Source organism: Variovorax sp. GW821-FHT09B05, assembly GCF_059418265.1.
The window spans coordinates 1-12014 of the sequence record NZ_JBWKPN010000034.1; the positions used below are offsets into that span (position 1 = coordinate 1).

Consider the following 12014-nt stretch of genomic DNA (forward strand, 5'->3'; position numbering starts at 1 on the left):
TTTGCCTACTTTCTTTTGGCGAAGCAAAAGAAAGTAGGTCCGCCGCCGGGCGGAATTCCCGGCTCCTGCCTCAGCAAGAAAAGACCTCCTAAAGAGGCCTCGAAAAAAGAGCCCTCAAGCCCCCAACCAATGCACGCTAAACAACCTCTCCGAATCCACCCAAACCGCCCCCGGCCGAAACCCCGCCTTCACAGCCAAAGCCCGAAACCCATCCACAGTGAACTTATGCGAGTACTCCGTATGAATGGTCTCCCCTTCCTCGAACCCAAACGACTCGCCATTCACTGAAACGCTCTGAGCCCGCCGACTCACCAGATGCATCTCGATCCGCCGCAAAGGCGCATTAAAGAACGCCGCATGCGTGAACCCATCGAGATCGAAGTCCGCATCCAGCTCCGAATTGGCACGCCGCAACAGATTGAGATTGAACGCCGCCGTCACCCCTTGCGCATCGTTGTAGGCCGCATGCAACCGCGCCGGATCCTTCACCAGATCCACCCCGATCAGCATTCCCCCACCACGCAACATCCGAGCCGCCAACTGCAAGAAGGCCAGCGCCTCGTCAGGCTCGAAGTTCCCCAGCGTAGACCCTGGAAAGAACCCCACCCGCCGCCCCGCACCAGGCATCGGCGCCGGCAACACCAATGGCATCGTGTAGTCGGCAGCAATCGGCTGCACGGCCAGCTCCGGATAGTCCGCACGCAACCGCGCCGCAGCCCCCTCGAGATACTCGCCCGAGATATCGATCGGCAAATAACGCTTCGGCGACTCCAGCGCATCGAGCAGCAAGCGGATCTTCGTCAACGACCCCGCCCCGAACTCAACGATCTCCGCATTCGGCCCGATCTGTTTCGCGATCTCTCCCGCGCATTCGCCGAGGATGCGCAGCTCGGTGCGCGTCGGGTAGTACTCGGGCAAATCGCATATCTGATCGAACAGCTGCGAGCCGACCACGTCATAGAAGAACTTCGGCGAGATGCTGCGCGGCGTGCGCGCCAGCCCCGCCTGCATCTCGCGCGCGAACTCGGACAGCGGCGCAGAAGCAGCGGGCGCCACGACGGCAGGACGCTTCTTCGCCGAGAACGGCAGCGAAGAAGAGGAGGAAGAAGCAGTCGAAGCTGCCGCGGGAATGGGAGCGAATGGGCGCATGGTCAGAGATCCTTCGCGAGCCGCAGGCCGGTGAATTGCCAGCGCGCGGCCGGCGGGAAGAAGTTGCGATAGCTGGGGCGCGCATGGCCCTCGGGGGTGGCCACGCTGCCGCCGCGCAGCACGAGCTGGCCCACCATGAATTTGCCGTTGTATTCGGCCGCGACGCCGGGCAGCGGCTTGAAGCCCGGATAGGGGTCGTACGAGGAACGCGTCCATTGCCACACGTGGCCGGTCATCTGCGAGATGCCCGGGTTGCCGAACGCGGCCTCCCACTCGAACTCGGTCGGCAGCCGCGCGCCGGCCCATTCGGCATACGCGGCGGCCTCGTAGAAACTCAGTTGCGATACCGGCGCCTCGGGCTCGATCGGCCGCACGCCATGCAGGCCGAACACATGCCAGCCGCCGGCATTGGCCGACGAGGCACCCAGGCGCGGATCGTCGGGCGCGAGCCAGTAGGCCGGATGGCGCCAGCCCTGCGACTGCACCGCAGCCCAGCCGTCGGACAGCCACAGCTCGGGCCGCTGGTAGCCGCCATCGGCGATGAACTGCGCATAGTCGCCACAGCTCACGAGCCGGTCGGCGATCGCATGCGGCTGCAGCAGCGCGCGATGGCGCGGGGTCTCGTTGTCGAACGAGAAGCCCGCGCCGTCATGGCCGATCTCGACCAGGCCGCCCTCGTGCGACAGCCAGCGCATGGCGGGCGGCACCGCGGCCAGCCGCAGCGCGGGGCCGCCGGCGGGCTTGTAGGCGGGCAGCAGCGGGTTGCACGACAGCGCATGAAGGATGTCGGTGAGCAGCAGCTCCTGGTGCTGCTGCTCGTGGTTCAGGCCCAGCGTGACGATCGGCTCGAGCGTGGCCCAGGCGGCCTCGGCCTCGTCGCTGTCGAGGAAGGCCAGCACGGCCGCGTCGACATGGCGGCGGTAGGCCTGCACCTCGTCGAGCGAGGGCCGCGTGAGCAGGCCGCGCTGCGGACGCGGATGGCGCGGGCCCAGCGCCTCGTAATAGGAATTGAAGAGGTAATGGAAACGCGTGTCGAAGGGCTGGTAGCCGCTCGCATGCGGCTGCAGCAGCACGGTCTCGAAGAACCAGGTGGTGTGCGCGAGATGCCATTTGGTCGGGCTCGCGTCGGGCATCGACTGGATGCACTGGTCTTCGGCGGAAAGCGGTGCGGCAAGCGCGAGGCTGGCGGCGCGCACGGAGCGGAACTGCTCTCGCACGGTGCCGGCTGCCGGCGTGATCGGCCGGGAAAGCGTCATGGGTTCTCCAGTCGCGGGTCAACGAAGTTTGTAGCCGATGCTTCCGACGGCGGCGCGTAGGACAAGGACCCGCCCCCTGGCGCAGGCTGTCCCTCCTCGCGCCATCCGACGGCGGGTCGGCCACTTTGGCACAAGATGGCTTCGCGTGCAGGGCGCTGCGTATCATCCGTTCGATGCAAACGACCAACTCCCCAGGCCGCCCCCGCGTCGTCATCGTCGGCTGCGGTTTCGGCGGGCTCGAAGCGGCTCGCAAGCTGCAAGGCGCCGACGTCGACGTGACGGTGATCGACCGCACCAACCACCACCTGTTCCAGCCGCTGCTCTACCAGGTGGCGACCGCCGGGCTGGCGGCGCCGTCGATCGCGGCACCGGTGCGCGGGCTGTTCCGCGGCCAGGCCAACATCACGACCCTGCTCGGCGAGGTCTCGGCCATCGATCCGGCCGCGCGCACGGTGCGCATGGCCGACGGCAACCCGGTGCCCTACGACCACCTGATCGTCGCGGCCGGCGCCACCCACAGCTATTTCGGGCGCGACGAATGGTCGGCCAATGCGCCGGGCCTCAAGACCCTGGCCGATGCCTTCGAGATCCGCCGCCGCGTGCTGCTGTCCTTCGAGACCGCCGAGCTCACGACCGACGCGCAGCGCCGCCGCGCGCTGCTGACCTTCGTGGTGATCGGCGCCGGCCCCACGGGCGTGGAGATGGCGGGCACGCTGGCCGAGATCGCCAAGCACACGCTCGCGGGCGAGTTCCGCCACATCGATCCGGCGAGCGCGCAGGTGCTGCTGGTCGAGGGCGGGCCGCGCGTGCTGCAGGCGATGCCCGAGGGCCTGAGCCAGAAGGCGCTCGAGCAACTCGAGAAGCTCGGCGTCGAGGTGCGGCTCCATGCGCGCGTGACCGCGATCGACGCCACCGGCCTCGAGGTGCAGACCGGCGGCGGCGCCGATGGCGCGCCCGCGCAAAGCTACCGCATCGACAGCAGCTGCGTGGTGTGGGCCGCGGGCGTGGCGGCCTCGCCGCTCGGGCGCATGCTCGGCAGCGCCACGGGCGTCGAATGCGACCGCGCGGGCCGCATCAAGGTCGAGCCCGACCTGAGCCTCGCGGGCCATCCCGAGATCAGCGTGGTCGGCGACCTCGCGGCCGCGATGAGCCATGCGCCCGGCAAGGAACCGCGGCCGGTGCCCGGCGTGTCGCCCGGCGCCAAGCAGGCCGGGCGCGCCGCGGCCGCCAACATCCTGCGCCGCATCGCGGGCCAGCCCACGCAGGCCTTCCGCTACCGCGACTACGGCAACCTCGCGACCATCGGCCGCAACTCGGCCGTGGTCGACCTCGGCACGCCCTTCGGCCCGCTGCGCTTCAGCGGCCGGCTCGCGTGGCTGTTCTGGCTGTTCGCGCACGCGTACTTCCTGATCGGCTTCCGCAACCGCATCGTGGTGATGATGGACTGGGCCGGCGCCTACTGGAGCTTCCAGCGCAACGCGCGCGTGGTGGCCGACGTGAACGGCCGCAGCGAGTCCTGAGCCGCGCCACAGCCGGAGGTCCGCCATGTCGCTGCTGCCCTGGATCGCGCTGCACGCCCTCACCGCGCTGTTCTGGCTCTGGATCCTGCGCTGGGGCGGCGCGCACTGGCTCGAAGGCACCTTCGCCTCGGGCTTCCTCGTGAGCATCTTCGCGCCGCGCTGGAGCGAGGAAGGCCTGCGCATGTGCGCGCTGCTGATGCTGATCGTGTGCGGCATCAGCTTCGTGCTCGGGCTGTTCATGCCCGAGCTGCGCTGCTGGTACGGCGGCGCCTGCTGAGCGCCGCCGTCCGCTCTCGGCTACGGGCGCTCAGGTCCCGACCACGCCGCCGTCGTTCTTCGTGATCGCCACCGTCGCCGAGCGCGGGCGGCCCGCGCCGTCGGGCCATTTCGACACCGCGAGCGGGCGATCGGGATCGCTACGCTCGTTGGCCGGCTCGCCCGGATGCTGGATGTTGATGAACAGCGTGCGCAGGTCGGGCGTGGCCGTGAGGCCGGTGATCTCGCAACCGGCCGGGCCGAGCAGGAAGCGGCGGATCTCGCCTTGCGTCGGATCGCAGGCCAGCATCTGGTTGTTCGGCAGGTTGGTGTAGTCGCCCTTGCCCAGCGTGGAGGTCGAGACGTCGGTCTGGATCCACAGCACGCCGCGCGCATCGACCATCAGGCCATCGGGGCTGCCGAAGGCATCGCCCTTGACGTTGCCCTGCGCTTCCCAGCGCGACTGCTTCGGGTCGCCCGCGAGCACCAGGTGGTTCCACGCGAACTTGGTGCCGTCGAGGTCGCCCTGCTCCTTCCAGCGGATGATCTGGCCCATGGTGTTGTTGGAACGCGGATTGGCCGCATCCATGAACGGCTGGCCGGCACCGCCGCGGTTGCTGTTGTTGGTCAGCGTGCAGTAGACCTCCTTGGTCAGCGGATCGACGGTGGTCCACTCCGGCCGGTCCATCTTGGTCGCGCCCAGCAGGTCGCTGGCCTGGCGCGACTTGATCAGCACGTCGCCCTGGCTCGCGAAGCCCTTGTCGGCCACGAGTCCGTTTTGGCCCTGCACGAGCGGCAGCCATTCGCCGCTGCCGTCGACGTCGAAGCGCGCCACGTAGAGCGTGCCGTGGTCGAGCAGCTCGCGGTTGGCGGCCGCACCGCCGGGCTTCACCGCGTCGCGGCTCACGAACTTGTAGATGTATTCGAAGCGCGAGTCCTCGCCCATGTAGACCACGGCACGGCCGTCGGCGGTCAGCGCGGTGGCCGCGCCCTCGTGCGCGGCGCGGCCCATCGCGGTGCGCTTGCGCGGCGTGGAGGCCGGGTCCTGCGGATCGATCTCCACCACCCATCCGTAGCGGTTGGGTTCGTTCGGGTTCTTCGTCACGTCGAAGCGCGGCTCGTGCTCGTGCCAGCGGTACTTGGCGCCGTTGCCCTTGCGGATGCCCCAGCGCTTCTGGTGCGCGTCGGGCGACTCGGGACCCTCGAAGTAGTCGGCGAAGTTCTCCTCGCAGGTCAGGTAGGTGCCCCAGGGCGTCTGGCCGTTCGAGCAGTTGTTGTAGGTGCCCAGCACCTGCGTGCCGCTCGGATCGGCGGCCGTGCGCAGCATCGGATGGCCGGCGGCCGGGCCGCTCAGCGTCATCGGCGTGAGCGCGGTGACGCGGCGCGCGAAGCGCGAGGGCAGCACCTGCGACCACTTCGCGCCGTCGCGCTGCAGCTCGATCACCGACACGCCGTGCGCGTTCATCGACTTGCGCACCTTTTCGGGCGTCCAGGTCTTCATGCCGTCGACGTGCAGCAGGCCGTCGTCGACGTACTCGTGGTTGAGCACCAGCAGGCCGCGGTTCGAGCCCTCGATCGGGAAGAAGGCCATGCCGTCGTGGTGCATGCCGGCCTGCAGCGCCTGGTCGTCGGCCGAGTTGGAGCCGTCGGTCCTGAAGGCGGGCATGCTGCCGGCCACGCCGGTCGGATCGCCCCAGCGGTAGAGCACCTGCGCGCTGTAGCCCTCGGGCACCACCACCTGGTCGACCGCGGCCATCGCGATCCCCTTGAAGCCGATCGCGCGGCCCAGGCCGGCGACCGCGCCACCGCCGCTGCCGGCGGTCGATGCGCAACCCGCGAGCGAGCCGGCCGCGAGCGGGCCGAACAGCCCCGCCACCGCGGCGGCGAGGCCACCGCGCACGAGCACGCGGCGCGCTGGATCGGACACCTCGTGGATCGTGGGGTTGGCGGAAAGGTTGGAGTCCTCCATCCGGTCGAAATTCTTGGCCATGTCGTTGTTCTCTTCGGTGCGTGGGTTGCAAGAACCCCGAATGCTCTTCGCGCCGCATGAATCTCGCGTGACATGGGCCGTGCCCGGCCTCAAGGCACTCAGAAGGACGAGAAGAAGTTGTCACTCCAGTGAGATTCGCGTCGCTGCCGGCGCCATTCCCAAGGGGGCGTGGGCTTGGTATCCGCCCACAGCCCGGCGCGCTGGGCGCGGGCGCCGTCCTGCAGCCGGAACAGGTCGCCGCCGCGCTTGCTCGCGATGCCGTGGTAGTCGTAGACCCAGGCCCAGCCCTCCGACACCATGCGCCGGCCCGCGTCCTCGCCGTTGCACGACACGTCGGCCACGGTGCGGCCGTAGCGGTCGGTGTCGCGCGCGGTGATCAGCGCCTTCTCGGCATAGCAGAGCCGGCTCAGCGCCTGGCGGCTGCGCTGGCCATAGGGCTGCGCCTTCTCGGGCGCGTCGATGGCGGCGATGCGCACCTTGACCTGTTCGTAGGCACCGCTGCGGCCGCAGCGCGCGGTCAACGTGTCGCCGTCGCTGACGCCGACGACGAGGCAGCTGCGGGAAGCAGCGGCATGGGCCAGCAGGGGGAAGGCAAGAAGGATGGGAAGGAACGCGCGCAGGTGCATGAAGAAGACGGACGGATCGACAACGGATGAGGACGCATCGAGGCTAAGGGATTCGCGTGCCGGGCGCGGTGGGGACACACATTTTTTCCAGCGGCGCGCGGCACCGTGCCGCGCGCTTGACAGGGCGGCGCGGCCTTCTATGATCGAGTTCAATTATCTTGATCCAAGTTCCGAAATATGGAACTCTGAAAAATCCAATCATGAGCAACACCTTCTCGCAGCAAGGCGTCGCCATCGTCGGCGGCACCTCCGGCATCGGCCTCGCGGTGGCGCAGCGTGTCGTCCAGCAGGGCGGCCAGGTCCACGTGGGCGGTCGCTCGCCGCAGCGGCTGGCGGCGGCCCTCGACCAACTCGGCCCCGCGGCCACCGGCGCGACGGTCGACTCGTCCGACGCCGATTCGCTCGCGCGCTTCTTCGCGCCGCTGCCCGCCATCGACCACCTGTTCACGCCCGGCGCGAGCTACAGCGTCGCGCCCTTCGGCAGCGAGGACGTGGCCCAGGTCGAAAGCCCGTTCCGCCAGAAGTTCTGGCCCCAGTACTGGGCCGTGCACCATGCGCTCGCCAAGCTGGCACCCAGCGGCTCGGTGGTGCTGATGTCGGGCGGCGCGGGCGCGCGGCCGCTGCCGGGCGTCGCCAGCTACGCGGCCTGCAACAGCGCGATCGAGGGCCTGGGGCGCGCGCTCGCGATCGACCTGGCGCCGCGGCGCGTCAACACCGTGTCGCCCGGCACCATCGACAGCCCGCTGTGGCGCGGGCGCCCGGCCGCCGCGCGCGAGGCCGCCTATGCGGGCTTCGCCGCGATCAGCACGCTGGGCCGGGTCGGCACCGTCGAGGAAGTGGCCGACGCGGTGGTGTTCCTCATGGGCAACGGCTTCATGAGCGGCACCACGCTGTTCGCCGACGGCGGCTACACGCTGCGCTGAGGAGCCGCGCCATGCCGATCCGCATCCGCGTCGTCACGCCCCATATCGCCCCGGTGCCCGCGAAGCTGCGCGAGATCGAGGATCTCGCCGAGGGCGGCGCGCTGCAGCTGTCGCAGGTCAACATCGCCGACGGCCCGCGCGCGATCGAGAGCCCGGCCGACGAGCACCGCTGCCTGCCCGGCGTGCTCGCGCGCATCGAGCAGGCCGAGGCGCAGGGCCTCGATGCGGTGGTGGTCGACTGTTTCGCCGATCCCGGCGTGGACGCCGCGCGCGAGCGCGTGGCGATGCCCGTCATCGGCCCGGGCGAGGCCAGCCTGCACCTGGCCGCGACGCTGGGCCGGCGGCTCGCGATCGTCACGGTGCTCGAGAGCGTGCGCCCGATGATCGATGCGCTCGCCGAGCGCACCGCGCTGGGCCCGCGGCTGGCGCCGCTGCGCGTGGTCGACACGGCGGTGCGCGAGCTCGACGCCGATCCCGAACGGCTGCTCGCGCGCCTGACCGAGGCGGCGGCGCGGGCCGTGCGCGACGACGGCGCCGACGCGATCGTGCTGGGCTGCACCGGCTTCCTGGGCGTGAGCGATGCGCTCGCGCGGGCCCTGGCGGCCCAGGGCCTCGCGGTGCCCGTGATTCATCCGCTGCGCAGCGCGGTACTGCTGGCCGCGGCGCAGGTCCGGCTGGGGTTGCGGCACCGGGCGGCGCGCCCGGCGCGCTGACTCGGCGCCTCAGGCGTTCTCGGCTTCCTGCAACAGCCGCCACATGACCTTGCCGCTGCCGCTCTTGGGCAGCGCGTCGACGAACTGCACCTGGCGCGGGATCTTGTAGACCGCCATGTTCTCGCGGCACCAGTCGATGATCTGCTGCGCGGTCGTGTCCTTGTGGGTGGCGCGCAGCACCACCACGGCCTTGACCGATTCGCCGCGGTAGGCGTCCTTGGTCGAGATCACGCAGGCTTCCTGGATCGCCGGGTGGCGGAACATCAGCAGCTCGACCTCGGCCGGCCAGACCTTGAAGCCGCTGGCGTTGATCATGCGCTTCAAGCGGTCGGTGATGAAGAAGTAGCCCTCCTCGTCCATGCGGCCCATGTCGCCCGAGCGGAAGAAGCGCTTGCCCTCGAACTCGACGAAGGCCGCGGCCGTGGCCTCGGGCCGCTTCCAGTAGCCCTGGAACACCTCGGGACCGTGGATGATGATCTCGCCCGATTCGCCCGGCGGCAGTTCCTTCAGCGTGTCGGGATCGACCACGCGCGCGTCGGTGCTCATGAACGGGATGCCCAGGCACTGCTGCTTGGGATGCTCGGCCGGGTTCGAGTGCGAGGGCGCGGCCGTCTCGGTGAGGCCGTAGCCTTCCTGGTACTTGAGGCCGAACTGGTCCTGCAGCCGCTGCGCCACCGCCTGCGGCATGGCCGCGCCGCCGCCGCCGATGTAGCTGAGGCTCGAGAGGTCGTAGCTCGCGAAGTGCGGGCTCGCCATCAGGTCGATCACCATGGTCGGGATGTTGGTCCAGCTCGAGACCTTCCAGCGCGAGATCAGGCGCCCGGCCACGTCGCGGTCCCAGCGCGGCATGATGACCAGCGTGGCGGCCGCGAGGATCGCGGTGTGCATCATGCTGACCACGCCGGTGATGTGGAACATCGGCACCACGGCCAGCACCACCACCTCGGAATGGGCGCAGCCCCACAGGACGCCCGACAGGGCGTTGTGCATCAGGCTCGAATGGTGGTGGATGCAGCCCTTGGGCAGGCCGGTGGTGCCGCTGGTGTAGGGCAGCAGCGCCATGTCGTTGGCGCCCACCACGTGCTCGGGCACCGGATGGCTGGTCTCGAGCGCCTCGGTCCAGGCCATGACCTCGCCGCCGGCCAGCGCGGGCAGCGCATGGCGGGTGCCGAGCCAGTCGACCCAGGCGGGCGCGGGCGCGTCGTCGCCGGTCACGCCGGGATCGAAGGCGTCGGTGAACTGGGTCACGATCATCCTCGACAGGCGTTCGCCCTCGGGCAGCGCGTCGCTGGCCTTGGCCAGCTCGCCGGCCAGGTCGCCGGTGGTGATCGCCACCTTGGCATCGGCGTCGGTGATGTAGTGCTTGAGCTCCTCGGCCCGGTTCATCGGGTTGACCGGCACCACCACGGCATTGGCGCGCAGGATCGCGAAATGCGCGATCACCAGCTGCGGGCAGTTCTGCATGTCGAGCAGCACGCGGTCGCCGCGCTTCACGCCCAGCGCATGCAAGGTGCCGGCCAGGCGCTCGACCTGGCTCGCCAGCTCGCGGTAGCTGGTGACGCGGCCGAAGAACACCAGGGCGTTGTTGTCGGGGTAGCGCTCGGCGGCGGTCTTGAGGTTGTGCCAGAGCGACACCGCGGGCACGGTGATCGAATGCGGCAGGCGTTTGGGCCAGAACTTGTGATGCGGGCGTTGTTCCAGGGTCATGGCAGGCGGGCGGAAGGGGAATGGGGAATCCGGGCGGGGCGCGTCCGGCCGGAATGCCGGGCGCGCGAACCGCACGCCAGCCTAAGCCGAGCGCGGCGCGGCTCCCATCGGGGAAGCCCCCGGAGCGTCACCTTGGCGACGCCCTTTTTTCTACGTCGCCGGATCGCGGCCCACCGAAAAGGCCGGGGCGACAGCGCCCGCGACTACAGACGCGGCGCCCGGTTTCGGCGATACCCGGGGCTTCGCATCCCGTTCCCCCATCCACCGACCACCGAAGGAGCATCTCCATGGCAGCAGAAAAGCACGCGAGCGTTCACTGGGAAGGCGCCGGCAAGACCGGCAAGGGCCAGGTCAGCACCGAGACCGGCGCGCTCAAGGACTACCCCTATGGCTTCGCCAGCCGTTTCGAAGACGACCGGCGCGGCACCAACCCCGAGGAGATCGTCGGCGCCGCGCACGCGGCCTGCTTCACGATGGCCTTCGCCTTCGCGCTCGAAAAGGAAGGCCTGGCCGCCACGAAGATCGACACCCGCGCGGCCGTGCGCCTGGCCAAGGACGGCGAGGGTTTCAAGATCGACCGCATCGCGCTCGAGCTCGACGCCGCCGTGCCCAACCTCGACGAGGCGAAGTTCCAGCAGATCGCCGCGGCCGCCAAGGCCGGCTGCCCGCTGTCGAAGGCGCTCGCGAGCGTGCCCGAGATCACGCTGAAGGCGACGCTGGCCGGCTGAGGGCCTTGCCTATGATCGTCTCCTCACCAAGAAGAAGGAGACGGATCATGAACAACACCCTGCGGACCGCGCTCGCGGTCCTGTCGCTGGCCGTGGGCGGCGCCGCCGCGGCGGCCTTCCCCGACAAGCCGATCAAGGTCGTGATCGGCTTTCCGGCCGGCGGCCCGCTCGACCAGCATGCGCGCCTGCTGACCGACAAGCTGCAGGCGGCGCTGGGCCAGCCGCTGATCGTGGACTACAAGCCCGGCGCGGGCGGCTCGGTGGGCGCCGACGCGGTCGCCAAGAGCCCGGCCGACGGCTACACCCTGATGCTCGCGAACACCGGCGTGGCCGTGATCAACGGCGCGCTCTACAGCAAGCTGCCCTACGACACGCAGCGCGATTTCGTGCCGATCGCGCGCACCGCGATGCAGCCGCTGGCGCTGCTGGTCACGCCCAAGCTGCCGGTGCAGAACCTCAAACAGTTCATCGACTACGCGAAGGCGCGGCCGGGCCAGGTCAACTACGGCTCGGCCGGCAACGGCGGCATCAGCCACCTGGTGCCCGAGATGTTCAAGACCGCGACCGGCATCTTCATGGTCCATATCCCCTACCGCGGCAGCGCGCCGGCCTTCACCGACCTGATGGGCGGGCAGGTGCAGTTCATGGCCGAATCGATTCCGCAGGCCGCCAACTACCACAAGCAGGGCAAGGTGCGCGCGCTGGCCGTGACCAGCCGCGAGCGCAATCCCGCGCTGCCCGACATCCCGACCGTGGCCGAATCGGGCGTGAAGGGTTTCGAGGTGGTGGGCTTCTACGGCTTCTTCGCGCCCAAGGACACGCCCAAGGAGGTGGTGGCGAAGCTCAGCGAGGCCTTCAAGCAGGTGCTGACCAGCGCCGAGGTGCGCGAGCGCATGGTGAGCCAGGGCGCCGACCCGGCCTTCCTGGGCAGCGAGGAGTTCGCGCGCTTCCTGGCGACCGAGACGCCGCGCTGGCGCGAGGCGGTGAAGGCTTCGGGCGCGCGGATGGATTGAGCTGGCTGGGGCAACCTGCCACTTCGAAGGGCGGGGGTGGAGGCCTGAGATACGTCAGGGGCGCGTGCACAGGACAGCGGGTACTTCCCTCCGCGAATGTCCCCCGGCCTTCGGCCTCCTCCTTGATTTCGCTG

The 12014-nt window shown here is 69.7% G+C and carries 11 protein-coding genes; 6 read left to right on the forward strand and 5 right to left on the reverse strand.

The features are described 5' to 3' along the window. Window positions 1-114: 114 nt before the first annotated feature. Together egtD and egtB are read right to left on the reverse strand one after the other, a co-directional pair. Window positions 115-1011 (reverse strand): L-histidine N(alpha)-methyltransferase, encoded by an 897-nt coding sequence (gene egtD / locus AC07RM_RS40575; RefSeq protein ID WP_398495168.1) that lies wholly within the window; start codon window positions 1009-1011, stop codon window positions 115-117. Between the two features lie 140 nt (window positions 1012-1151). Continuing rightward, window positions 1152-2405 (reverse strand): ergothioneine biosynthesis protein EgtB, encoded by a 1254-nt coding sequence (egtB, locus tag AC07RM_RS40580; protein ID WP_495338086.1) that lies wholly within the window; start codon window positions 2403-2405, stop codon window positions 1152-1154. A gap of 173 nt (window positions 2406-2578) precedes the next feature. Between egtB and AC07RM_RS40585 the strand changes: the two genes are divergently transcribed. Together AC07RM_RS40585 and AC07RM_RS40590 are read left to right on the forward strand one after the other, a co-directional pair. Further along, window positions 2579-3925: an NAD(P)/FAD-dependent oxidoreductase gene (locus AC07RM_RS40585; protein ID WP_495338087.1), complete on the forward strand. Its 1347-nt coding sequence runs from the start codon at window positions 2579-2581 to the stop codon at window positions 3923-3925. A gap of 25 nt (window positions 3926-3950) precedes the next feature. Continuing rightward, complete coding sequence (locus tag AC07RM_RS40590) at window positions 3951-4202, forward strand: hypothetical protein (protein WP_093339983.1); 252 nt, start codon at window positions 3951-3953, stop codon at window positions 4200-4202. A gap of 30 nt (window positions 4203-4232) precedes the next feature. Here the strand turns inward: AC07RM_RS40590 and AC07RM_RS40595 are convergent, their stop codons facing one another. After that, window positions 4233-6170 carry a PhoX family protein gene (locus AC07RM_RS40595; protein ID WP_296776338.1) on the reverse strand — a complete coding sequence of 646 codons (1938 nt, stop codon included), beginning with the start codon at window positions 6168-6170 and terminating at the stop codon, window positions 4233-4235. Between the two features lie 98 nt (window positions 6171-6268). Next, entirely contained in the window at window positions 6269-6796 is a 528-nt protein-coding gene (locus AC07RM_RS40600) for a thermonuclease family protein (RefSeq protein ID WP_208511984.1), read from the reverse strand. Between the two features lie 200 nt (window positions 6797-6996). Here AC07RM_RS40600 and AC07RM_RS40605 point away from each other — a divergent pair, with 200 nt between their 5' ends. Then, window positions 6997-7719, forward strand: coding sequence for an SDR family oxidoreductase (locus AC07RM_RS40605; RefSeq protein WP_495338088.1), 723 nt, complete (start codon window positions 6997-6999; stop codon window positions 7717-7719). Window positions 7720-7730: 11 nt separating this feature from the next. Continuing rightward, window positions 7731-8432, forward strand: a complete 702-nt coding sequence (locus AC07RM_RS40610; protein ID WP_495338089.1) for an aspartate/glutamate racemase family protein — start codon at window positions 7731-7733, stop codon at window positions 8430-8432. Window positions 8433-8441: 9 nt separating this feature from the next. Here AC07RM_RS40610 and AC07RM_RS40615 read toward each other — a convergent pair whose 3' ends face one another. After that, complete coding sequence (locus AC07RM_RS40615; protein ID WP_209545425.1) at window positions 8442-10139, reverse strand: long-chain fatty acid--CoA ligase; 1698 nt, start codon at window positions 10137-10139, stop codon at window positions 8442-8444. Window positions 10140-10426: 287 nt separating this feature from the next. On the opposite strand from AC07RM_RS40615, the gene AC07RM_RS40620 reads away from it, so the two are divergent. Next, window positions 10427-10867, forward strand: coding sequence for an OsmC family protein (locus tag AC07RM_RS40620; RefSeq protein ID WP_057596490.1), 441 nt, complete (start codon window positions 10427-10429; stop codon window positions 10865-10867). A gap of 47 nt (window positions 10868-10914) precedes the next feature. Further along, on the forward strand, window positions 10915-11880 hold the full coding sequence (locus AC07RM_RS40625; RefSeq protein ID WP_495338090.1) for a Bug family tripartite tricarboxylate transporter substrate binding protein: 966 nt from the start codon (window positions 10915-10917) through the stop codon (window positions 11878-11880). Window positions 11881-12014: the final 134 nt, after the last annotated feature.